This window comes from Caballeronia sp. LP006, assembly GCF_031450995.1.
Taxonomy (GTDB): Bacteria; Pseudomonadota; Gammaproteobacteria; order Burkholderiales; family Burkholderiaceae; genus Caballeronia.
In genome coordinates this window covers 1937097-1960642 of sequence record NZ_JARTVW010000005.1, presented here as the reverse complement: position 1 = coordinate 1960642, position 23546 = coordinate 1937097, and the positions used below count along the sequence as shown (strand labels likewise).

Genomic DNA, 23546 nt, shown 5'->3' with positions numbered 1-23546 from the left:
GACCGCTGGTAAGGCTTCACGCCCAGCCAGCCGAGTCCGGCAGAAAAGAAGGGCAGGAACCGTTTCAGGTTCCTGCCTTTTTTATTGTCCGCTTGCGTCTATTTCATCGATAATTCCACCCCATGAACGCTCCGTCCAAAGACCCGCAACTCGACGCGCTGAAGGTTCCGCCGCACTCGATCGAAGCCGAGCAATCGGTGATCGGCGGTTTGCTGCTGGACAACGCGGCGTGGGACCGAATCGCCGACGTGATGTCGCAAGGCGATTTTTATCGCTATGACCATCGGATCATCTACGAGCACATTGGCAAGCTGATCTCGACCACGCGGCCCGCCGACGTCATTACCGTCTACGAAGCGCTCAACATGGCCGGCAAGGCCGAGGAAGTGGGCGGGCTCGCGTATCTGAATGCGCTTGCCCAGAACACGCCGAGCGCAGCGAACATTCGCCGTTACGCGGAAATCGTGCGCGATCGCGCGGTGCTGCGCCGCCTGGTTTCCGTCGCCGATGAAATCTCCGCCGATGCCTTTAATCCGCAAGGCAAGGAAGTGCGCCAGATTCTGGACGAGGCGGAATCGCGTGTGTTTTCCATCGCCGAGGACGGGGCGCGCGGCACGCAGGGCTTTCTGGAAATCGGACCGCTGCTTACGCAAGTTGTCGAGCGCATCGACACGCTTTACCACACGGCCAATCCAAGCGATGTCACGGGCACGCCAACCGGTTTCGTCGACCTCGACCGCATGACGTCGGGCATGCACGGCGGCGAATTGATCATCGTGGCCGGACGTCCGTCGATGGGTAAGACGGCGTTCTCGATGAACATCGGCGAATACGTGGCGGTGGAGTATGGTCTGCCCGTCGCCGTTTTCTCGATGGAAATGCCTGGCACGCAACTGACCATGCGTATGCTCGGCTCGGTCGGCCGGCTGGATCAACACAGAATGCGTACCGGCCGCCTCACCGACGAAGACTGGCCGAAGCTCACGCACGCGGTTCAAAAAATGAGCGAGGCGCAGCTTTTCATCGATGAAACGGGCGGCCTGAACCCCATGGAACTGCGCTCGCGCGCGCGGCGTTTGTCGCGGCAGTGCGGCAAGCTCGGGCTCATCATCGTCGATTATTTGCAGTTGATGTCCGGCTCCGGCGGCGGCGAAAACCGCGCGACCGAAATCTCGGAAATCTCGCGCTCGCTCAAGGGGCTCGCGAAAGAACTCGACGTGCCGGTGATCGCGCTTTCGCAGTTGAATCGCGGTCTGGAACAGCGCCCCAACAAGCGTCCGATCATGTCGGATTTGCGGGAATCCGGCGCTATCGAGCAGGACGCGGACGTGATTCTCTTCATCTACCGCGACGAAGTTTATAACCCCGACAGCCCGGACAAGGGCACGGCGGAAATCATCATCGGCAAGCAGCGTAATGGTCCGATCGGGCCCGTGCGGCTGACTTTCCACGGCCAATACACGAAGTTCGACAACTTTGCCGGCGCGCAGAGTTTTTACGGCGAATAACGCCCGAAGCCGCGCGCATCCCTTCTGCTCGATGTCAAGACTTCGTGTCGACACGCGCCGCGCGGCGCTTCGCGCGCGGTGCGTGGGCTGCCGGGCGAAGGTACAATATGTCGGTTTGATGTCTGTCTCATTGACCCATTTTTCGGGATTTTCATGTTCGGTCGTTTCATGCCCACCGAGGGCAAATTCTTCGAGATTTTCAACGCGCACGCGAAATGCATCATCGATGCAAGCCGCGAGCTCGAATTGCTGATCGATAACCTCGACGAAGCCGAGGTCCACAAGCAGAACGTCCAGACGGCCGAAAAGCGCGCCGACAAGCTCACGCACGAAACCATCGATCTGCTGCACAAGACTTTCATCACGCCGCTCGATCGCGACGAAATCCACAAGCTCATCACGACGATGGACGACATCCTCGACTTGATGGAGGACGTCGCCACGGCCATTTCGCTCTACGACGTACGCGCGGTGACTTCCGAGGCGAGCCAGCTCGCGCACATCTGCACGGCGACGTGCCTGCGTGTGCAGAAGGCGGTGGAATTGCTCGCGGACATGAAGCGCGCGAGCGAAATCCTGAAGATCTGCGAAGAAATCGACCGCCTGGAATCCGACGCCGACCGCGTCTTGCGCTCCGCCATGTCGAAACTTTTCCGCGAGGAAGACGACGTCAAGACGCTGATCAAGCTGAAGGCCATCTACGAGTTGCTGGAGACGATCACCGACAAGTGCGAAGACGTCGCGAACATCATCGAAGGCATCGTTCTGGAAAACGCCTGACCACGCCGGCCATGCCCGCCAGCGCGTGATCAAAGCTCCGTGCGGCGGGTCAAGAGGACAAAACCGGCGCTTTTCACAGCTGGTCAAAACAAAAGCAACCGATGCATTCGATTCAACTCGCCATCTGGGCAGTCGCCTTGCTCGTCATAGTCGCGCTCGCGTTCGACTTCATGAACGGCTTTCACGACGCGGCCAACTCCATCGCCACGGTGGTCTCCACCGGCGTGCTCAAGCCGCAACAAGCGGTCGCTTTCGCGGCGGCGTTCAACGTCATCGCGTATTTCATCTTCCACCTGAAGGTCGCGGCGACCGTCGGCAAGGGAACGATCGATCCCGATATCGTCGACCACTACGTGATCTTCGGCGCGCTCGTCGGCGCGATCGGCTGGAATATCGTCACATGGCACTACGGCATTCCGTCTAGCTCGTCGCACGCGCTGATCGGCGGACTCGTCGGTGCCGCCCTCGCCAAGTCGGGCTGGGGATCGCTCAACATGGACGGTCTCCTGAAGACTGTCGCGTTCATTTTCATTTCGCCGCTGCTCGGCTTCGTGCTCGGCTCGTTTTTCATGCTGCTCGTGTCGTGGCTGTATTTCCGCACGCCGCCATCGAAGGTAGATAGGCGCTTCCGGCGCTTGCAGCTCATTTCCGCCGGGCTCTATTCGCTCGGCCACGGTGGGAATGACGCGCAGAAGACCATCGGCATCATCTGGATGCTGCTGATCGCGACTGGCTACGCTTCTTCCACGGCAGATGCGCCGCCTATCTGGGTTATCGGTTTGTGTTACCTGTCGATGGGTCTTGGCACTTTGTTCGGCGGCTGGCGCATCGTGCGCACCATGGGTCAGAAGATTACCAAGCTCAAGCCCGTCGGTGGTTTTTGCGCGGAAACGGGCGGGGCGATCACGCTCTTCGTCGCATCGTTCCTCGGCATTCCAGTGTCCACCACGCATACGATCACGGGCGCCATCGTCGGTGTGGGCGCGACGCAGAAATTCAGCGCGGTGCGCTGGGGCGTCGCGGGAAATATCGTGTGGGCGTGGATCTTGACTATTCCGGCATCCGCGGTGCTCGCGGCGGTCGGTTGGTGGATCGGCCACCGTATCTTGTAGTCGGTTTCTTCAGCGGCCCCGTTCACGACGGGGCCGTTTTGCATCTGTTGCAAATCGATTGCCGCGCTCGGCGGCGTCGCTCTCAGATGATCGGCGACGACACTCCGTCCATCGGAATGATTGCGCCCGATACATAACTCGCGCGACGGCTCGCCAGGAACAGCGCGACGTCGGCGATTTCCTCGGGTTTCGCGTAGCGGCCTAGCGGCACCTTCGACTGGCTCTCGGCGAGCACGGCGTCGCGTGTCGTGCCTTGCCGTTCGGCTTCGAGCGCGAGGGCTTCCTCGACGCGTTCGGTGAGCGTCGATCCCGGATTGATCGCGTTGATGCGAATGCCGAGCTTGGCATAGTGATGCGCAAGGCCGACGGTATTGAGCATGAGCGCCGCATTGGCCGCGCCGCCCGCGATATGAATGTCCGATGCGATTTTCCCGCCCATGCCGACGATATTCACGATCGCGCCCGGCTCGATGTTCGGATCGCCGCGCAAGCGTTCGGCCATGCGCTTTAGCACCACTTGCTGCGGATAGACGTAGGAGAAGTACTTCGCGTCCATCGCGGCTTTATACGCGGCAGCGTCGAGCGTGTCGGGATCGTACCGGCGCGCGGCGCCGGCGCTGTTGATCAGGATGTCGATGGGGCCGAGCGCGGCGCTCGCTTCCTCGACGACATCTTCGGCGCTGTGCGCTTCGTGCAGATCGGCGCGGGCGAGATGCACGTGATGACCTTCTTTCGCGAGTTGTTCGCGGGCGCGCGCGAGGTTGGCGGCATCGCGCGAGACGATCGCGACTTTTGCGCCTTCGCTTGCAAAGGCTTTTGCGCATGCAAAACCGATTCCCTTGCTGCCGCCCGTGATCAGGACGACTTTCCCGGCAAGACCCAAGTCCATGGTGATTGGCTCCTTCTGATTGCGCCGCCTGTCGCGGCGGGATCTAGTCACGATAGCAGAGGGGGGCGACGACTGTGGATGGCGATGGGGTTGCGTTTCGCTCGGTTCGATATGTATTGGATGCGCTTGAGCCGCGCGCGGCGGTGCCGAAACCGAAGGGCTATTTCTATCCATGAAGCCTAAATCCGGCGATATAGGGCAACGCGGACAGAACAAAACGGCAGACGCGAACAGCGCGACGAAGAGATTCCGGCCTCAAAGTCGGTGTTTCGGGACGCGGCCGCGCGCCTTGAATCTCGTGTGAGTCTCAGTTGCTGCCGGTGGCGAAGCGCGCGATGGGATCGTCAGCTTGGTTCGGACGCGGCGCGGTAAGCGAGCCGGTCGATGCGCGGATGACGTGCGCGGGCGGATCGGCGGGATCGCTCGTTGCCTGCGCCGCGCGCGCTTGCTTGCGTGCGGCGTTCGATGTCGGCGGCGGCGGTTCGAAGGCGTCAGCGGCGGCTTGGATAGGATCGGGGGAAGCGTTTGCCGAGCCTGCCACTGCGGATGGCGCAATTGCACCGGCAAGTCGGGCTTGGCGTTGTGCGGCGCTCAAGGCGGGCGGCGGAGGTTCGAAGGCGTCGGCGCTGGATCGTGCGGTATTGGTGGTTGCACCTGCCGCAAGCGCTTGACCCTGCGCTGCGCTCAAAGAAGGTGGCGGCGGCTCGAAGGCATCGGTACTGGGTTGTGCAGTACCGGTTGCCGCGAGTGCCTGCCGCTGCGCCGCTGTCAAGGTCGATGGGAGCGGCTCGGAAACATCGGCATTCGATCGCGCGGAACTGGCCGTCGCGCCGGCCGCAAGCGCCTGCCGCTGCGCTGCACTTAAACTGGATGGCGGCGGCTCGAACGCATCGGCGTTGGATCGTGCGGCATTGGTCACCGTGCTTCGCCGTTCCCCCGCATTCAATGCCGATACAGGCGGTTGATATGCCTCGTTACTCGTCCCCGCCGCGCTTTCCCGAGCATATGAATCGGCAGGCGTCGAAAATAACCGTCCATTAGCCGAAGCCTGAGCGCTCGCACCCGCCGCCGTCGGCACGTCAGATCCAGCAGGCGACGCCAAGTACGTCGGCGCATCGAAAGGCGCGGGCCCGCTCTTCGGCGGCGCAACGCGCCGGATTCCGTCGAAACGCTTTGCCCAATAAGGATTGGTCAAATAATCGAGCCGGACCGTCCCGCCCGTCGACGGCGCATTCACGAACCGCAACTTGCCGACATAAATCCCGACATGCGAATGCGCCCGCCCCGTCGTGTTGAAGAAAATCAGATCGCCGGGCGCAACGCCGTCCGGCTCGATCGATTCCCCGCGCCCGCTCATCTCGGCGGTCGTTCGCGGCAGATTCACCGACGCCGCGCGATCCACCACGTAGCGTACGAGTCCGCTGCAGTCGAAGCCCGCTTCCGGCGTATTCCCACCCCATCGATACGGCACACCAACGAGCGCCATCGCCTGAATCGAGATTTCCTCGCGCCCGACGCTATGGTCGACGAAAGTGGGGAAACCAGGAGGCGGCTTGTACGTGCGATTCGCGGCTGTCGACGATGCCGCCGGCTTGCGCGCGCTCTCCTGCGGCACGCTTCCACACGCGGCGAGCAGAACGGAGACAAGAAACGGCAGCCAGATTCGACGCATTGCAGACGGCGAGCAGCATCTCGCCAAAAGAGGGCAGTCTGTCGATACTAGACCGTCGAACGGACGTGCGGCAAGTTTTCCTGAGACATCACATGAAGTTTGCGTCGTAAGTGTTGCAGTGGCGAAACGATCGGACGAATAGAAACGGCCCGGCGAATCGCTTCACCGGGCCGTTTCGTCAAGTCAAAAGCGCTTACAAAATATCCGACGCGTAATCCGCCAGACGCGAGCGCTCGCCGCGCGCAAGCGTCACATGGCCGCTATGCGTCCATCCCTTGAAGCGATCCACCACGTACGTCAGGCCGGAACTGCCTTCAGTCAGATAAGGCGTGTCGATCTGCGCGATATTGCCCAGGCAAATGATCTTCGTGCCCGGACCCGCGCGCGTGACGAGCGTCTTCATCTGCTTGGGCGTGAGATTCTGCGCCTCGTCGATGATCACGTACTTATCCACGAACGTCCGGCCGCGCATGAAGTTCATGCTCTTCACCTTGAGACGCGAGCGAATCAGTTCTTGCGTCGCCGCGCGGCCCCATTCGCCGGCGGCATCGTCGGTTTTCTGCAGGACTTCGAGGTTGTCGTCGAATGCGCCCATCCACGGCTGCATCTTCTCTTCCTCGGTGCCCGGCAAAAAGCCGATGTCCTCGCCCACCGGCACGGTCGCGCGCGTCACGATGATCTCGTTGTAGCGCTTGTCGTCGAGCACTTGCGCCAAGCCGGCGGCAAGCGCCATGAGCGTCTTGCCGGTGCCGGCCTGACCGAGCAGGGTGACGAAATCGACCTCCGGGTTCATCAGCAAGTTGAGCGCGAAGTTCTGCTCGCGATTGCGCGCCGTGATGCCCCACACGTTGTTCTTGTGATGGCCGTAGTCGCGCAGCGTCTGCAAGAGCGCCGTCTTGCCGTTCAACTCGCGCACCACCGCATGGAACGACGGCTCGCCGTTCTGCGGCTCCAGATAGACGAACTCGTTGACGAGCATCGACGAACACAGCGGACCGGTCACGCGGTAATACGTGGTGCCGGTTTTCGTGTCCTGCCAGCTCTCCATGCCCTTGGCGTGCTTGGTCCAGAAGTCCTGCGGCAGCGCGCGTACGCCCGAATAGAGCAGGTCCTTGTCTTCGAGAACCTGATCGTTGAAGTAGTCTTCGGCGGGCAAGCCGAGCGCATGCGCCTTGATACGCATGTTGATGTCTTTCGACACCAGCACGACCTGCCGGTCCGGGCGCTCTTTCTGCAACGCGCGCACGACGCCGAGAATCTGGTTGTCCGCCTTGCCGACAGGCAAGCCTTCGACCGGTTCGATATCGGTGAGCGTCGTCTGGAAGTAGAGCCGTCCGAGCGCGTCGCGATTACCCTGCGCGGCGAGCGGCAGCCCCGCCGACATCTCGCCCGCGTGCGCAACGAGCGCGTCGAGCGTGCGACTCACCTGACGCGCATTGCGCGCGACTTCCGACATGCCCTTCTTGTGATTGTCGAGTTCTTCGAGCGTCATCATCGGCAGATAGACGTCGTGCTCCTCGAAGCGGAAGAGCGAGCTCGGATCGTGCATCAGCACGTTGGTATCGAGCACGAAAAGCTTGTGCAATTCGGCTTCCTGCACGCCGCGCTGACGGCGTTTGTTCTGCGCGGCCGGCTCTTTCGCGGCGCGCGCGGCGGTCGTGGCTGCGGGCGCGACGGGTGCATCCGCGCGGCCGGTACGGGCTTCGCGCGCGGCGGGTTCGACAGGCGTTGCGGGCGCGGCTTCATCGGCTGCCTGACGCGCGTTCGGCGCCGGCTGCAGGAGCGCGGCGGTCTGTTTGGTGCGGCGTGCGCGCGTGGCGGGTGCGGGCGCGGCGGGCATGACGGCTTCGCTCGGCGCTTCGAGCGGAATCTGGGTCAGCACCTCGCTCGCGATGGAACGCAGCGTATGCGCGGCATTCGCCGCGGGACGCTCGGCGGCGACGGTCTGGACCGCGCCGTTTTCCTCGTCGCCGGATGACGACGTCTGTTTCTTCTGCTTCGACGGCCGGGCTTTGGCTTTGTATTCCTCAGCCGGGAGGAGATGGCCGAGCTTGGCCGGGGCGGTAGGCAAAGGCATGGTGTTCCCTCGAAAGGAATCGGGTCGTATATTGCGCGCCGCCTGTCGCATTCTGCTCGTTCGCCCTCGCAGCGAATCGTGGTTCGCAGTCTGCGTCCGGCGGCGCGCTTCGTTTGTCGAAAACGCCGGTTCGCCTAAGTTTCGATCTGCTCCTTGAGTGTGCGTCCACTGGTGTCGTGCGAAGGTCCCGAAAACTTCGTGGCCGACTGTGGCATTCGCGCGACGCCAATAAAAAAGCCGCCGTCCCGACTACCGGAACCAGCGGCTGACTTCGAGTCTGGTGCGCTGTACCGCCGTAGATGCCTCGCATAGCCCGGGCTCCTGCCGATTGCGCCTAAAGGCGTACGGCAGCTTTCGCTCGGTAGAAGGTCATGGGTTGGACAGGCGCTCATTGCGGACCAATATAGCGCGCCTCAAATTGCTTGTACAGCCTCGACGATGGCCTCGACGTGCCCCGGCACCTTGATGCCTCGAAACTCGCGGCGCAGCACGCCTTTTGCATCCAGCAGAAACGTGGAACGCTCGACGCCGCGCACTTCCTTGCCATACATCTTCTTCATTTTGATGACATCGAAAAGCGAGCAGATGGCTTCGTCGGCGTCCGATACCAGCGTGTACGGCAGCTCCAGTTTGGCCTTGAAGTTGTCGTGCGATCTCACGCTGTCGCGCGAGATGCCGACCACTTCCGCGCCAGCGGCCTGGAATTGATCGTAGTGGTCGCGAAATTGCAGGCTTTCCGTCGTGCAGCCGGGCGTGTTGTCCTTGGGATAAAAGAACAGCACGACTTTCTTGCCGCGCAGGTTCGAGAGCGTGAACTCGCCGCCGGTGGCGGGTGCGGTGAAGTCGGGGACGGGCTGATCGACTGCGACTGACACGAAGTTTCTCCTTTGTCGGCCAGGGTCGGGCGCGTAGCCCTACCTTGGTCAGATGTTGTTTATTTGAAGCAGAGGGACTAGCAAGCAGAAGCGGATCAGCCCGGCTGAACGATCAACTCGCCGGCGCGGCCAGGGATCTCGCCCCACGTGACAGGGTACGTGGGCAGGGAAGCGCGGTCCAGCGTCGCATGATAGTCGCCCATCGTGGCGAAGCTGTGTCCCTGCGCGCGCCAGCCCGCCAGCAGTTGCTCGAACACCGGCGCGAGCTTCTGGCCTTCGAGTTCGGCGTGCAGCGTGAAAACCTGGTCGCGCGGATTGTTCTGCGTGTGGCGCAAGAGATGCGCGGCCACGTTGGTCGTGTCGACACCATCGACGCCGAGGATCTCATCGAGGGTCGGCAGGGTGGTCGGCATCTGAATGTGATCGAGCGTGCGGCCATTGAGCACTGGAATATACGGCGTATGGCCGCGCCCGTCGGATGCGTAGCGCATGCCCCAGGCGTCGATCTGTTCGAACGCGTAGCCGTTCATCTGCCAGCCCGCCGCGCCATGCGTGACGGGCGGCGCGCCGAAAATCTCGATGAAGCGCGCATGGCTTTGCTGCATCTGCGACACGGTCCACGCCTGATCGCGCGCGCGCACGTTGTCCTGCCAGTAGACGTGATCCCACGTATGGATGCCGCATTCGAACCCGGCTTCGTGGATGGCGCGCATTTCGGCCTTCGCCTCGCGGCCGATATCCGGCCCTGGCAGCAGTACGCCGTACATCAGCGTCTTCACACCGTAATGCTCGACGACAGACGTGCGCGACACCTTCTTGAGAAAGCCCGGCCGGAACACGCGGCGCAGCGCCCAGCCGGTGTGATCCGGCCCGAGGCTGAACAGAAACGTCGCGCGGGCGCTGTATTTGTCGAGCAATCTGCCGAGATTGGGCACGCCTTCGCGCGTGCCGCGCAGGGTGTCGACGTCGATCTTGAGAACGATACGGGCCACGCGCCGTTCCTTAAGACTGCTCGACGAGCGCGCGAGCTTCGCCGACGAGCGTGCGATACGCTTCGAAAATCTTGCGCAGCGCGTCGTCCATGCTCGCTTCCGGCTTCCAGTCCAGTTCCTGCATGGTGTTGTCGATCTTCGGCACGCGGTTCTGCACGTCCTGATAGCCCGCGCCGTAGTACGCGCCCGACGAAGTCTCGACGAGTTGCACCTTCTTCGCGGTCTCCGCGTACTCGGGATACTCGGCGGCGAGCGCGAGCATCTTGTGCGCGAGTTCGCGCACCGAGAAGTTGTTGACCGGATTGCCGATGTTGTAGATCTTGCCCGACGCCATGCCGTCCTTGTTTTCGATGATCTTCATCAGCGCGCCGATGCCGTCGTCGATATCCGTGAACGCACGCTTTTGCGCGCCGCCATCGACGAGGCTGATGTTCTCGCCGCGCACGATGTGTCCCAGGAACTGCGTGACCACGCGCGACGAACCTTCCTTCGCGGTGTAGATGGAGTCGAGGCCCGGGCCGATCCAGTTGAACGGGCGGAACAGCGTGAAGTTGAGGCCTTCCATGCCGTAACCCCAGATCACGCGGTCCATCAACTGCTTCGAGCAGGCGTAGATCCAGCGCGGCTTGTTGATGGGGCCGTAGGAGAGCGTGGAGTTCTCCGGATCGAACTGCTCGTCCGCGCACATGCCGTACACCTCGGAGGTCGACGGAAACACGAGGTGCTTGCCGTACTTGACCGCCGACCGCACGATCGGCAGGTTGGCCTCGAAGTCCAGTTCGAACACGCGCAGCGGCTGCTTCACGTAGGTCGCGGGCGTGGCAATGGCGACGAGCGGCAGAATCACGTCGCACTTCTTGACGTGATACTCGACCCACTCCTTGTTGATGGTGATGTCGCCTTCGAAGAAATGCATCCGCTCGTGATTCGCGAGGTCGCCCAGGCGATCGGTTTGCATGTCCATCCCGAAGACTTCCCAGTCGGTCGTTTCGAGGATGCGCTTGGAAAGGTGATGGCCGATGAAGCCATTGACACCCAGGATGAGAACTTTTTTCATGAATGACGAGAGGATTGAATGATTCGGCCGAATTCGGCGGGTTCGACGGTGCGCTCCTCGCCCACGGGCTGCGCTTCGGCATTCAATGGCCGATGACGCAACTCGTGCACGGCGACGACGCGGCCATCGCCGCAGACGCCAAACAGCGCATTATCCGCCAGCGTCAGGCCGCAGGGCAAATCCCTGAGCGCGGCGAGCCGCTCGCGCGTAACGCCGGGCGCACCGGTTTCAGGAACGAGCCGCGCCCGCGCGACGATGAAGCGCTCGCCGCCCATGTCCGTGAACGCGCCGGGATAGGGCGGCGCCACCGCGCGAATCAGGTTGTAGACGCGTTGTGCGTTCGCCGTCCAGTCGATGCGGCCATCTTCCGGTTTGCGCCCGCCGTAGTAGCTGCCGGCGGCGAGATCGTTCGGCAGACGCGGCGCTTCGCCGGCAAGCAGGGCGGGCAGTACGCGCCAGAGCGTTTGCTCGGCGGCGACCACGGTTTTGTCGAAGACCTGAGCGGCGGTGTCATCCGGCAGGATAGGCACGGACGTCTGCGCGAGGATCGCGCCGGCGTCGGGCTTTTCGGCCATTTCGTGCAGCGTCGCGCCACTTTCGGTTTCGCCGTTGAGCACCGCCCAGTTGGTCGGCACGCGGCCGCGATATTTCGGCAACAGCGAGCCATGCATGTTGTACGCGCCGCGCCTGGCCAACGCGAGCAGCGTCACGGGCAGCATGTGCCGGTAGTAGAACGAGAAGATGAATTCCGGCGCGGCGAGGGCGACTGCGTCGTGCACGTCGGGCGCTTTGGGATCGGCGGGCGTGATCACGTCGATGCCATGTTCCGCCGCGACCTGCGCCACGCTGCCGAACCAGATGTTCTCGTTTGCGCTGTCCTCGTGCGTCACGACGAGCCGCACGTCGACGCCGCGCGCGAGCAGCACCTGCAGGCAGCGCACGCCGACATTGTGATAAGCGAATACGACGGCGCGCGGCTTCATCGGCCTTCGTCCTCGCGATCGGCGACCGCCAGATGGATCACTTGCTGGCGCGGCTGGCTGGCCGTGGGCAGGCCGTCGCGCTGCTCGAGGATGGTCTGCACGAGATAGCGCGGACGCGCGCGCACTTGCTGATAGATCCGGCCGATATATTCGCCGAGCAGGCCGAGCGCGAAGATGATCACGCCGAGCATGAAGAACGTGATGGCGAAGAGCGTGAACACGCCCTGAACTTCCGCGCCGAACATGAAGCGGCGAATCAACAGCAGCAGGAACAGGCCCGCCGATCCGACCGAAAGAATCACGCCGATGAACGACAGCCATTGCAACGGCACGACCGAAAAGCCCGTCACGAGGTCGAAGTTCAGCCGGATGAGGCTATAAAGCGAGTACTTGGATTCGCCCGCGAAGCGCTCTTCGTGCGCCACGCCCACTTCGATCGGGTTCTGCGCGAAGGTGTAGGCAAGCGCCGGAATGAACGTGTTGATTTCGCCGCAGCGGTTGATCGTGTCGATGATATGCCGGCTGTACGCGCGCAACATGCAGCCTTGATCCGTCATGCGAATCTTGGTGATGCGCTCGCGCAGACGGTTCATGGCAAGCGATGCCTTCTTGCGCCACAGGCTGTCCTGCCGTTGTTCGCGAATGGTGCCGACGTAATCGTAGCCTTCACGCATCTTTTCGACGAGCTTGGCGATTTCCTCGGGCGGATTCTGCAAGTCGGCGTCGAGCGTGACAACGATCTCGCCGCGCGATTGCTCGAAGCCCGCGAGAATCGCCATGTGCTGACCATAGTTGCCGTTGAGCAGGATCACGCGCGTGGTGTCCGGACGCACGTGGAACTGCTGCGCGAGCAGCGCGGCCGACTTGTCGCGGCTGCCGTCGTTGATGAAGATCACCTCGTACGATGCGTCGAGCGCATCGAGCGCCGGATAAAGGCGCTCAAAGAGGGCGGCGAGGCCGGCTTCCTCGTTGTAGACCGGAATGACGACCGTTACCTCGGGTGCCGTCGCCGCGAAATCCGTATGACTCATGTTGCGCTGGGTGTCCTTGTTAGGCATGCAGTCTGGCGTGCTGCGCACAGATCTCGTCGATGGAAGTGACCACGTGCGCGATGTCCTCCGCGCTCATTTGCGGGAAAAGCGGCAACGTCACGTTGGATGCGCCGAAGTGCTCCGCGTGCGGGAACATGCCTTCCTTGAAGCCGCGCTCGCGATACAGCGTGAACAAATGCAGGGCCGGATAGTGCACGCCGGTGCCGATGCCGCGCTCCTTCAGCTCGCCCATGAACTGCGCGCGCGTGAGATTCAGTTGATCGAGCGGCAGCGTGACCTGAAACATGTGCCAGTTACTGTCCTTAAAGTTGCGCGGCGGCAAGCCTAGACCGAGTTTCACGGCCGCGCCGCCGTCGAAGGCATCGAAGTAAAGCTGCGCCAGTTCGCGCCGCCGTTGCGTGATGCTTTCCACCTTGCGCAGCGACCCGAGACCCACGCGCGCCGCCACATCCGTCAGGTTGTACTTGCCGCCGAGCACGTCGCAGTCCATGCCGTCGAAACCCGTGCGCGTGATGCCCTGCAGGCGATACTTCCGCGCGAGTTCGGCTTCGTCCTCGTCGTTCAAGACGAGCGCGCCGCCTTCGATCGACGTCACGTTCTTGTTCGCGTGAAAGCTGAACGAAACGAGATCGCCGAACGCGCCGATGCGCTTGCCGTTCCAGCTCGAACCGAACGCCTGCGCCGCGTCTTCGATCACGCGCAGCTTGTGGGCGCGCGCGATGGCGTAAAGCCGGTCCATATCCACCGGCAGGCCGCCCAGAAACACCGGCATGATCGCTTTCGTGCGCGGCGTGATGGCGCGTTCCAGCAAGTTCAGGTCCATGTTGCGCGTGGCCGGGTCGATATCGACCAAAACCGGCGTCGCGCCGACTTCGATGATCACGTTCGCCGTCGATACCCAAGTCATCGCCGTCGTGATGACTTCGTCGCCCGCGCCGACGCCTGCAATTCGCAGGCCGATTTCCATCGTGCAGGTGCCTGAGTTGAACGCGCGCACCGGCCTGCCGCCGACGAACGCCGACAATTCCGCCTCGAACTGCTGGTTCTGCGGGCCCGTCGTGATCCAGCCGGAACGCAGCACGTCGGCGACGCCCTGAATGGTTTCTTCATCGATGTCGGGCTTGACGAAGGGCAGGAACGGCCGCGATGTCTGAGTCATGGACTATTTGCTTAAGAAAATGGAGTTGATCTGATGTATTGGCGGCACGAGTGAATTCAACGCCGGTCGCGGCGCCTAACCGCGCGCCAGCACGACCACGCCGAGCAGAATGATGCCGATGCCGATCAGCCGCTGCAGCGACAGCACCTCGCCGAACAAATACCACGCCGCGAAGGCGTTGACGACATAGCCGAGCGAGAGCATCGGATAGGCGATCGACACATCCACGCGCGACAGGCCGACGATCCACACGCCCACGCTCAGCACATAGCAGGCAAGGCCGCCGATGATCGGCCATTGCGTCGCGATCCTGAAACCGACCGGCAGAATGTTGCTCGCCGTGAGTTCGAAGTGCCCGACGGCGTTGACGCCCGCCTTCAGCAGCAACTGCGCGCACGCGTTCAACAATACGCCGATGAGGATACAAGCGAAGGAAATCGGATTCATTGCGGATTAGTCGCGGGTTGGCGCCTGGTTGATCGTGCCGACGGTCTTGCTGGTCTCACACGATAAGGAAAAAGCCGGGCCGCCACAACGGGGTTGGCCGAACGGTCGTGCAATCCGTTTGCGCGCGTGGCACGCACTGTGTCAGACGTGGTGCCGCGCGAGGTGGCAGAGTGCGCCATCACGGTTGCGGTTTCTCGACGATCACACGGCGCGCGTCGCGGGCGATGACCTGCATCGGCACATGGCGGGCGGCGAGGTCGTCGTAGCGGCCAGGCGGCATCAGCGCGAGCGCATACGGTTGCGAGTCCCAAAGCTTGACCCATTGGTCGATGCTCGGCACCCACTTCCGCGGCTCCGTCTGCACGCCGAAGGTGAGTTCGTCGGCTTCCTGCACCATGATCATCGGCTGATCGAGATAGAACGGCATGGTGTGATCGAGCTTGGCGATCGAGTAGAAGGGCGTGCCGGGCGGGAGTTTCGCCATCGCGGCTTTCACGGCCGGCACGAGCTTGACGCCCGAGCTGTCGGTGCCGAAAACGTCGTGACCCGTTCCCGCGATGGTGCCGAGCAGCAGCCACGCCGCGCCCAGCCCTGCCGCGCCCGCAAGCACGTTCCGGCGATTGAGCCAGAGCGCCGTGAGCGTCACGACGAACGCCACCGCCAGTCCCGCATAAACCCATATCTGGAACGCGCGATACAGCGCATTGGGCGTATTCGCGCTGCCCGCCCGGCCGATGAAGATCGCGCCGAACGCCGCGGCGATCAGGAACACCGCATAGCCGATCAGATGCATGCGATAACGCGGCTTCGTCAGCGACGGCAGATAAAGCCCGAAGACGAGCGCGAGCGCCGGTGCAATCGGCAAGACATAGGACAGCAGCTTCGAATGCGAGGCGCTGAAAAACAGAAAAATGAACGCGGACCAGACGAGCAGCATGGTCACGGGCGCGAAGCCGTTGGGCTGGCGCGGCGTCTTGAGACCGTGGCGCACGCTCTGGAACGCGATCGACAGCCACGGCAGAAAGCCGACGATGAGCACCGGCACGAAGTAATAGAACGGTCCGGGACGGTTCTGCTCGGGCGTCAGATAGCGCTTGAACTGCTGCACGATGAAGAAGAAATTGAAGAACTCGGGGTTCTTCATCTGCACGAGCACGAACCACGGCGCGACGACGATCAGGAACACGATCAGCCCGCTGCCGATATAAAGCCGCTTCCAGAGCGCCCAGTCGCGCGCCACGAGCGAGTAGATGATCAGCACCGCACCCGGCAGGATCACGCCGACGAGCCCCTTGGAGAGCATGGCCGCGCCCATCGCCGCCCAGCAAAGCCACATCCAGAGCCGCACTTCGCGCACGGCGAGCCCTGGGCGTTGCGCGAGCAAAAGCGCGCAGAGCGTGAGCCCCATCCAGAACGACAGGCCCATGTCGAGCGTGTTGAAGTGGCCCATCAGGTTCCAGTACGGGCAGGTCGCGAGAATCACGGCGGCCGCGAAGCCCGTCATTGCGTTGAAGACCCGCGCGCCCGTGTAGCCGACCATAAGCACGCCCGCGAAGCCGCAAAGCGCCGTATAGAACCGCGCCTGCCATTCGCCGACGCCGAACCACGCAAAGGTCAGCGCGTTCGCCCAGGTCTGCAGCGGCGGTTTCTCGAAGTATTTGTAGCCGTTGTAGCGCGGCGTGATCCAGTCGCCGGTGACGAACATCTCGCGCGCCATTTCGGCGTAGCGGCCCTCGTCGCTCGGCACGAGATGCCTGAGCCCGAGCGGCCCGAACCAGATGACGGCCAGCGCGACGACGAGAAGAATGAGTGAGAGACGCGTGAGCGGTAGCCGCGAAGGCGTATCGTTCATGAAGTCGACCTGTTCGATGCCGCCATGCGCGGCGCTTGTGAATGAGTGGCGCAACCGGCCGCGCGGGGCGCGAAGCCGTCGCTTGCGTGCAGGCTCGCATGAGCGCCGGACTGGCCGTGGCGCACGCCGTGTTACCGCCTTTCAGGCTCGGCGCAACGTTCGCCGGGCGGGAGTGTATCGCACTGCCAGGCCGGATTCGTCAAATTGGCGCACGCCGGGCGTCGCGACGCCAGCGCGTGCGCCAAAGAGGCGCCTGTCGCCGAAGTATTGCGGCGCATCCTTAGCCGAGCCTTAGTTTCCGCTCATTCCTCGATCAGCAGTGCGGCGGCCACGCGCCGGCCTTCGGACATCAATATGTTGTAGGTGCGGCAGGCAGCGCCGATATCCATCGTTTCCACGCCAATACGATGCTTGGTCAACGCCGCCGTGAGTCGCGGATGCGGAAAGCGCAATCTGGAACCGCTGCCGAAGATGACCACTTCGGGCGCGGCTTTCACGAGTTCCTCGAAATGCTCGGGCGCGAGCGCGTCGAATGATGCCACCGGCCATTTGACGACGGGCGCCTCGGGCATGACGATCACGCTGCCCTCATGGCGTTCGAGATTGATTGCGACGAAGTCGTCTCCGTAGCTCGTGATGGTGTTGAGCGCGCCGCTGGAGTCTTGATGAAGTTTCAAAACGATGGTCCGGCAAGGAAAGGAGTGAAACCCGACATCCGCCGAACGCGGCTGAAAAAAGCGCGAGAAGGCGGCGGAAAACGCACCAAAAGGCGCTTCGCGCCAGTGTTTGGTGCATTGCGGAACCGGGCCATAATCAGTAAATTATAACTTTCCAGCCGCGCGGACCGCTCGTGCGGCCCCCGTTGCGCTCGCGTGCCGCCAAAAGCCGCCTTCGACACGCAATCCGTACCGTTACGCCTGCGCCCCTATCCGGCGCGGTGTTCCTCGCCCAGGGTTCAAAATCCCGAGAAGCGGCGGCAGTCCAGTAACATGCCGTAGTCTGCCGCAGCTCGTCGCCATCCCGCGTCACTTCGTGTCATCTCGCTTCGCGTGCGCGTTCCAGAAGCGGACACGAACCGCCGGAGCATCGACCGAAGCACCTGCTGCATCGAAACGCCGAAACGACAGAACGCCAGAACGCCAGAACGAATCCTTAAAAACGAATCCACCAGACAGCCCAAACACAAGAGCCGCGCCCGTGAAACCGATTCTCAAATCCAACAAGCTGCAAAACGTCTGCTACGACATTCGCGGGCCCGTGCTCGAACACGCGAAGCGTCTCGAAGAAGAAGGGCATCGCATCATCAAGCTCAATATCGGCAATCTGGCGCCGTTCGGTTTCGAAGCGCCGGACGAGATCATTCAGGACATGATCCGCAATCTGCCGGGTTCGTCGGGCTATTCGGATTCGAAGGGCGTATTCGCCGCGCGCAAGGCGATCATGCATTACACGCAGCAAAAGGGCGTGACGGGCGTGACGCTCGACGACATTTTCATCGGCAACGGCGCGTCGGAACTCATCGTCATGGCCATGCAGGCGCTTCTGAACGATGGCGACGAGGTGTTGCTGCCCGCGCCCGACTATCCGCTCTGGACGGCCGCGGTAAGTCTTTCGGCCGGCACGCCGCGTCACTACATGTGCGACGAAGGCAATGGCTGGATGCCCGATCTCGACGACATCCGCTCGAAGATCACCGCCAACACCAAGGCGCTCGTCGTCATCAACCCAAACAATCCGACGGGCGCGCTGTATTCGGACGAACTGCTGCTCGAACTGATCGACATTGCGCGCGAACACGGCCTGATCATTTTCGCGGACGAGGTCTACGACAAGATCGTCTACGACGGCATGACGCACACGTCCATGGCCGCGCTCTCCGAGGACGTGCTCACCGTCACGTTCAACAGTCTCTCGAAGAGCTACCGTTCGTGCGGTTATCGCGCGGGCTGGATGGCCGTGTCGGGCCTCATCGAGGAAAATCGCCGTCGCGCGAAAGACTATCTCGAAGGCCTGGGCATTCTCGCGTCCATGCGCTTGTGCCCGAACGTGCCCGGCCAATACGCCATCCAGACGGCGCTCGGCGGTTATCAGAGCATCAACGACCTGATCGTGCCGGGCGGGCGGCTGTTCAAACAGCGCGAGCTCGCCTATGACATGCTCACGGCCATTCCGGGCGTCACGTGCGTGAAACCGCAGGCCGCGCTGTATATGTTCCCGAAGCTCGATCCCAAGATGTACCCGATCGAAAACGATCAGCAATTCATCACCGACCTGCTGCTCGAAGAACGCGTGCTGCTCGTGCAAGGGACGGGCTTCAACTGGCCGACGCCGGATCACTTCCGCGTGGTCTTCCTGCCGAACCTCGACGATCTGGCCGACTCGATCAACCGCATCGCGCGCTTTCTCGACGGCTATCGCAAACGTCACTCCGCTTAACTTTTCTTAGAAGACTCACGCTGTATGGAACCGATCAAAGTAGGACTGTTGGGCTTCGGCACGGTTGGCAGCGGCACCTTCACGGTGCTGCGCCGCAATCAGGAAGAAATCAGGCGCCGCGCGGGACGAGGTATCGAGATCACGCGCATTGCCGTGCGTACACCGTCGAAGGTGCAAGCGGCAGCCGACGTGGCGGTCACCGACGACTTCCTCGCCGTCGTCGACGACCCGGCGATATCCATCATTTGCGAAATGATCGGCGGCACGGGCTTCGCGCGCGAATTGGTGCTGCGCGCCATCGCCAACGGCAAGCACGTGGTCACGGCGAACAAGGCACTGCTCGCGGTGCACGGCACGGAGATTTTCGAAGCCGCGCACGCGAAGGGCGTGATGGTTGCGTTCGAAGCAGCGGTGGCGGGCGGCATTCCAATCATCAAGGCGCTTCGCGAGGGCCTGAGCGCGAACCGTATCGAATACATCGCGGGCATCATCAACGGCACGACGAACTACATTCTTTCGGAGATGCGTGACCGCGGGCTGGACTTCGCGACCGCGTTGAAGGGCGCGCAAGATCTGGGTTACGCGGAGGCCGATCCCACTTTCGACATCGAAGGCGTCGACGCCGCGCACAAGGTCACGATCATGAGCGCGATCGCGTTCGGCGTGCCGGTGCAGTTCGACCGCGCGTACGTGGAAGGCATCAGCAAGCTCGCGGCCATCGATATTCGTTACGCGGAGGATCTCGGCTATCGCATCAAGCTGCTCGGCATCGCGCGGCGCACGGAGAAGGGCATCGAGTTGCGCACGCACCCCACGCTGGTGCCGGCCAAGCGTCTGCTCGCCAACGTCGAAGGCGCGATGAACGCGGTCGTCGTGCATGGCGATGCGGTCGGCACCACGCTCTACTACGGCAAGGGCGCGGGCGCGGAGCCGACGGCGTCGGCCGTGGTCGCCGATCTCGTGGATGTCACGCGTCTGCATACGGCCGACCCGGAGCATCGCGTGCCGCATCTGGCCTTCCAGCCGGGCAGTCTGGCGAACACGCCCATCTTGCCAATCGACGAAGTGACGAGCGGCTATTACTTGCGTTTGCGTGTCGCCGACGTGACGGGCGTGCTTGCCAACATCACGCGCATTCTCGCGGACAAGGGCATCTCCATCGACGCGTTGCTGCAGAAGGAATCGGAAGACGTCGGCGGCGAGCACAAGGGCGAGACGGACATCATCCTCATCACGCACGAGACGGTGGAAAAGAACGCGAACGCGGCGATCGCCCAGATCGAAGCGCTTTCCACGGTCGTCTCCAAGGTGACGAAACTGCGCATGGCAACGCTGAATTAAGCACAGGAACGCGACATGAACTACATCTCGACGCGCGGCGCCGGCTCGAACGAGCGCCACACGTTCTCGGACATCTTGCTCGGCGGTCTCGCAAAGGACGGCGGTCTGTATCTGCCGGCGGAATATCCGCGCGTATCGGCCGATGAACTCGCGCGCTGGCGCACGCTGTCGTATGCGGATCTCGCCTTCGAAGTGCTGTCGAAATTCAGCGATGACATTCCCGCCGACGACCTGCGTTCGCTTACGCGCAAGACTTACGTCGCGCAGGTCTACAGCAACGTGCGCCACGAAGAAAGCGCCGCGCAGATCACGCCGCTGAAGACGCTCGGCGTGGAGGACGGCACGCCGCTGTCGTTGCTCGAACTGTCGAATGGTCCGACGCTCGCCTTCAAAGACATGGCAATGCAACTACTCGGCAATCTCTTCGAGTACGCATTGGAAAAGCACGGCGAAACGCTCAACATTCTCGGTGCAACGTCGGGCGATACCGGCAGCGCCGCCGAATATGCCATGCGCGGCAAGACCGGCGTGCGTGTGTTCATGCTCTCGCCGCATAAAAAGATGAGTGCGTTTCAGACGGCGCAGATGTTCTCGCTGCAAGACCCGAACATCTTCAACCTCGCGGTCGAAGGCAATTTCGACCATTGCCAGGACATCGTGAAGGCCGTATCGAACGATCACGCCTACAAGGCGAAGCACAAGATCGGCACGGTCAATTCGATCAACTGGGCGCGCGTGGTCGCGCAAGTCGTGTACTACTTCAAGGGCTATTTTGCCGCGACGAAGAGCAACGACGAGCGCGTGTCGTTCACGGTGCCGTCGGGCAACTTCGGCAACGTCTGCGCGGGGCATATCGCGCGCATGATGGGTCTGCCGATCGATCAGCTCGTGGTCGCCACCAACGAAAACGACGTGCTCGACGAGTTCTTCCGCACGGGCATCTATCGCGTGCGCGGCGCGGACGAGACGTATCACACGACCAGCCCGAGCATGGATATTTCGAAGGCGTCGAACTTCGAGCGTTTTGTGTACGACCTGCTGGGCCGCGACCCGGCGCGCGTGCTGCAACTGTTCCGCGACGTCGACGAGAAGGGCGGCTTCGATCTCGCGGCGAGCGGCGACTTTGCGCGGGTGAAGCAATTCGGCTTCGTGTCGGGCAAGAGCGATCACGACGACCGCGTGAACACCATTCGCGATGTGTTCGAGCGTTACGGCACGATGATCGACACGCACACCGCCGACGGCGTGAAGGTTGCGCGCGAGAACCTCAAACCCGGCGTGCCGATGATCGTGCTCGAGACCGCGCAGCCGATCAAATTCGGCGAGACCATCCGCGAGGCGTTGAACCGCGAGCCCGAGCGTCCTATCGCGTTCGTGGGACTTGAAAAACTGCCACAAAGGTTCGATATCGTTCCTGCGGATGCAGCCGTGGTGAAGGCGTTTATCGCTGAACGGACTTGAAGCGCATCCGCCGCGCGCGGATCGAGAGCGGTTGAGCGCGGGGCGCGGCCGGTTCGGCCGGCGCCCCGATGTTTTTTGATCCGCGTAATCTGCCGGAATGCCAAGCCTCATGCCGCTCCCGGCCAGAATCGCCACCAAAATCTGCTAAAATCATAGGTTTTTCGCCGTACATCATTCAAAGGACGCGCCGTGCTGTCTACCGCCAATATCACCATGCAATTCGGGCCCAAGCCCCTCTTCGAGAACATCTCGGTCAAGTTCGGCGAGGGAAACCGCTATGGCTTGATCGGCGCGAACGGCTGCGGCAAGTCGACCTTCATGAAGATCCTGGGTGGCGATCTGGAGCCGAGTTCGGGCAACGTCATGCTCGAGCCGAACGTGCGTTTGGGCAAGCTGCGTCAGGACCAGTTCGCGTATGAAGACATGCGCGTGCTCGATGTGGTCATGATGGGTCACACCGAAATGTGGGCCGCGATGACCGAGCGCGACGCGATCTACGCGAACCCCGACGCCACCGACGACGACTACATGCGCGCCGCCGACCTCGAAGCGAAGTTCGCCGAATACGACGGCTATACGGCCGAAGCGCGCGCGGGCGAATTGTTGCTTGGCATCGGCATCGATATCGCCGATCACAATGGCCCGATGAGCAACGTTGCGCCAGGCTGGAAACTGCGCGTGCTGCTGGCGCAGGCGCTGTTCTCGAAACCGGACGTGCTGTTGCTGGACGAGCCGACCAACAACCTGGACATCAACTCGATCCGTTGGCTGGAAGACGTGCTCAACCAGTACAACTCGACGATGATCATCATCTCGCACGATCGACACTTCCTGAACCAGGTCTGCACGCACATGGCGGACATGGATTACGGCACGCTCAAGCTCTGGCCGGGCAACTACGACGACTACATGCTGGCGAGCACGCAGGCGCGCGAGCGTCAGCAGAACGCGAACGCGAAGGCGAAGGAACGCGTGGCCGACCTGCAGGACTTCGTGCGCCGCTTCTCGGCGAACAAGTCGAAGGCGCGTCAGGCGACCAGCCGTCTCAAGATGATCGACAAGATCAAGATCGAGGAATTCAAGCCGTCGTCGCGGCAGAATCCGTTTATCCGCTTCGAGTTCGAGAAGAAGCTGCACAACATCGCGGTGGTGGCCGAGGGCATCACGAAGAAGTACGACCGCCCGATCTTTCAGAACTTCAGCCTGAGCGTGCAGCCGGGCGAGCGGATCGCCATCATCGGCGAAAACGGTGCGGGCAAGACCACGCTTCTGAAGTCGCTCAGGGGCGCGCTCGACCTGGACGGCGGCCGCGTGAAGTGGGCGGAGAACGCGAACGTCGGCTACATGCCGCAGGACACTTACGAAGAGTTTCCGAAGGACGAGACGCTGACCGACTGGGTCGACCAGTATCGTCAGGAAGGCGATGACGACCAGATGGTGCGCGGCACGCTCGGGCGCCTGCTCTTCAACGCGGACGACATCAAGAAGAACGTCAAGGTGCTGTCGGGCGGCGAGAAGGGCCGCATGATCTGGGGCAAGCTCATGCTCGGCCGCCATAACGTGCTGCTCATGGACGAGCCGACCAACCACATGGACATGGAGTCCATCGAATCGCTGCAGATTGCACTCGACAAGTTCGAAGGCACGCTGATCTTCGTGTCGCATGACCGCGAGTTCGTGAGCGGGCTGGCGAACCGCATCATCGAAGTGAAGACGGATGGCACATTGCGCGACTTCGGTGGGAATTACGAGGACTTCTTGTCGAGTCAGGGCATTCAGTAAAGCCGCAGTCGGCATTGCAAACAAAAGCCGCGCATACAGACGTATGCGCGGCTTTTTCATTGGTTATGGCG

19 protein-coding genes are annotated in these 23546 nt (G+C 62.3%); 7 read left to right on the top strand and 12 right to left on the bottom strand.

Translation table 11 applies throughout. The annotated features are described in order from the left end of the window. Nucleotides 1–122 precede the first annotated feature (122 nt). From P9250_RS25705 to P9250_RS25695, 3 genes are all read left to right on the top strand, one after another. On the top strand, nucleotides 123–1508 hold the full coding sequence (locus P9250_RS25705) for a replicative DNA helicase (RefSeq protein ID WP_244825221.1): 1386 nt from the start codon (nucleotides 123–125) through the stop codon (nucleotides 1506–1508). Nucleotides 1509–1661: 153 nt separating this feature from the next. Next, nucleotides 1662–2288: a DUF47 domain-containing protein gene (locus P9250_RS25700; protein WP_244825219.1), complete on the top strand. Its 627-nt coding sequence runs from the start codon at nucleotides 1662–1664 to the stop codon at nucleotides 2286–2288. A 101-nt stretch (nucleotides 2289–2389) separates the two neighbouring features. Continuing rightward, nucleotides 2390–3400: an anion permease gene (locus P9250_RS25695; RefSeq protein WP_310395878.1), complete on the top strand. Its 1011-nt coding sequence runs from the start codon at nucleotides 2390–2392 to the stop codon at nucleotides 3398–3400. A gap of 82 nt (nucleotides 3401–3482) precedes the next feature. On the opposite strand, the gene P9250_RS25690 is transcribed toward P9250_RS25695, so the two are convergent. From P9250_RS25690 to P9250_RS25635, 12 genes are all read right to left on the bottom strand, one after another. Then, nucleotides 3483–4289 carry an SDR family oxidoreductase gene (locus P9250_RS25690; protein WP_244825216.1) on the bottom strand — a complete coding sequence of 269 codons (807 nt, stop codon included), beginning with the start codon at nucleotides 4287–4289 and terminating at the stop codon, nucleotides 3483–3485. Nucleotides 4290–4596: 307 nt separating this feature from the next. Further along, nucleotides 4597–5961, bottom strand: a complete 1365-nt coding sequence (locus P9250_RS25685) for an NlpC/P60 family protein (protein WP_310395876.1) — start codon at nucleotides 5959–5961, stop codon at nucleotides 4597–4599. A gap of 193 nt (nucleotides 5962–6154) precedes the next feature. Next, entirely contained in the window at nucleotides 6155–8038 is a 1884-nt protein-coding gene (locus P9250_RS25680) for a PhoH family protein (protein WP_250509041.1), read from the bottom strand. A 413-nt stretch (nucleotides 8039–8451) separates the two neighbouring features. After that, on the bottom strand, nucleotides 8452–8913 hold the full coding sequence (locus tag P9250_RS25675) for a peroxiredoxin (RefSeq protein WP_244825211.1): 462 nt from the start codon (nucleotides 8911–8913) through the stop codon (nucleotides 8452–8454). A gap of 95 nt (nucleotides 8914–9008) precedes the next feature. Further along, nucleotides 9009–9905 (bottom strand): polysaccharide deacetylase family protein, encoded by an 897-nt coding sequence (locus tag P9250_RS25670; RefSeq protein WP_250492352.1) that lies wholly within the window; start codon nucleotides 9903–9905, stop codon nucleotides 9009–9011. Between the two features lie 10 nt (nucleotides 9906–9915). Then, nucleotides 9916–10962 carry a bifunctional UDP-4-keto-pentose/UDP-xylose synthase gene (locus P9250_RS25665; protein WP_244825208.1) on the bottom strand — a complete coding sequence of 349 codons (1047 nt, stop codon included), beginning with the start codon at nucleotides 10960–10962 and terminating at the stop codon, nucleotides 9916–9918. Further along, nucleotides 10959–11945: a formyltransferase gene (locus P9250_RS25660; protein ID WP_310395872.1), complete on the bottom strand. Its 987-nt coding sequence runs from the start codon at nucleotides 11943–11945 to the stop codon at nucleotides 10959–10961. The genes P9250_RS25665 and P9250_RS25660 overlap by 4 nt, the downstream gene beginning before the upstream one ends. Then, nucleotides 11942–12976 (bottom strand): glycosyltransferase, encoded by a 1035-nt coding sequence (locus tag P9250_RS25655; RefSeq protein ID WP_244825206.1) that lies wholly within the window; start codon nucleotides 12974–12976, stop codon nucleotides 11942–11944. The genes P9250_RS25660 and P9250_RS25655 overlap by 4 nt, the downstream gene beginning before the upstream one ends. A gap of 19 nt (nucleotides 12977–12995) precedes the next feature. Next, nucleotides 12996–14156: a DegT/DnrJ/EryC1/StrS aminotransferase family protein gene (locus tag P9250_RS25650; protein WP_310395870.1), complete on the bottom strand. Its 1161-nt coding sequence runs from the start codon at nucleotides 14154–14156 to the stop codon at nucleotides 12996–12998. 75 nt (nucleotides 14157–14231) lie between these two features. Continuing rightward, complete coding sequence (locus P9250_RS25645) at nucleotides 14232–14603, bottom strand: SMR family transporter (RefSeq protein ID WP_244825204.1); 372 nt, start codon at nucleotides 14601–14603, stop codon at nucleotides 14232–14234. Nucleotides 14604–14781: 178 nt separating this feature from the next. Beyond that, nucleotides 14782–16455 (bottom strand): glycosyltransferase family 39 protein, encoded by a 1674-nt coding sequence (locus P9250_RS25640; RefSeq protein ID WP_250492356.1) that lies wholly within the window; start codon nucleotides 16453–16455, stop codon nucleotides 14782–14784. Nucleotides 16456–16757: 302 nt separating this feature from the next. Next, nucleotides 16758–17132, bottom strand: coding sequence for an Mth938-like domain-containing protein (locus tag P9250_RS25635; protein WP_244825202.1), 375 nt, complete (start codon nucleotides 17130–17132; stop codon nucleotides 16758–16760). A 520-nt stretch (nucleotides 17133–17652) separates the two neighbouring features. Between P9250_RS25635 and P9250_RS25630 the strand changes: the two genes are divergently transcribed. The 4 genes from P9250_RS25630 to P9250_RS25615 all read left to right on the top strand — a co-directional run bounded on the left by P9250_RS25630 (nucleotide 17653) and on the right by P9250_RS25615 (nucleotide 23475). Then, nucleotides 17653–18891: a pyridoxal phosphate-dependent aminotransferase gene (locus P9250_RS25630; RefSeq protein WP_244825201.1), complete on the top strand. Its 1239-nt coding sequence runs from the start codon at nucleotides 17653–17655 to the stop codon at nucleotides 18889–18891. A gap of 24 nt (nucleotides 18892–18915) precedes the next feature. After that, nucleotides 18916–20232 (top strand): homoserine dehydrogenase, encoded by a 1317-nt coding sequence (locus tag P9250_RS25625; RefSeq protein WP_310395867.1) that lies wholly within the window; start codon nucleotides 18916–18918, stop codon nucleotides 20230–20232. Between the two features lie 15 nt (nucleotides 20233–20247). Further along, nucleotides 20248–21693: a threonine synthase gene (gene thrC, locus P9250_RS25620; RefSeq protein ID WP_310395865.1), complete on the top strand. Its 1446-nt coding sequence runs from the start codon at nucleotides 20248–20250 to the stop codon at nucleotides 21691–21693. Between the two features lie 189 nt (nucleotides 21694–21882). Continuing rightward, nucleotides 21883–23475, top strand: a complete 1593-nt coding sequence (locus P9250_RS25615) for an ABC-F family ATPase (protein WP_250464797.1) — start codon at nucleotides 21883–21885, stop codon at nucleotides 23473–23475. Nucleotides 23476–23546: the final 71 nt, after the last annotated feature.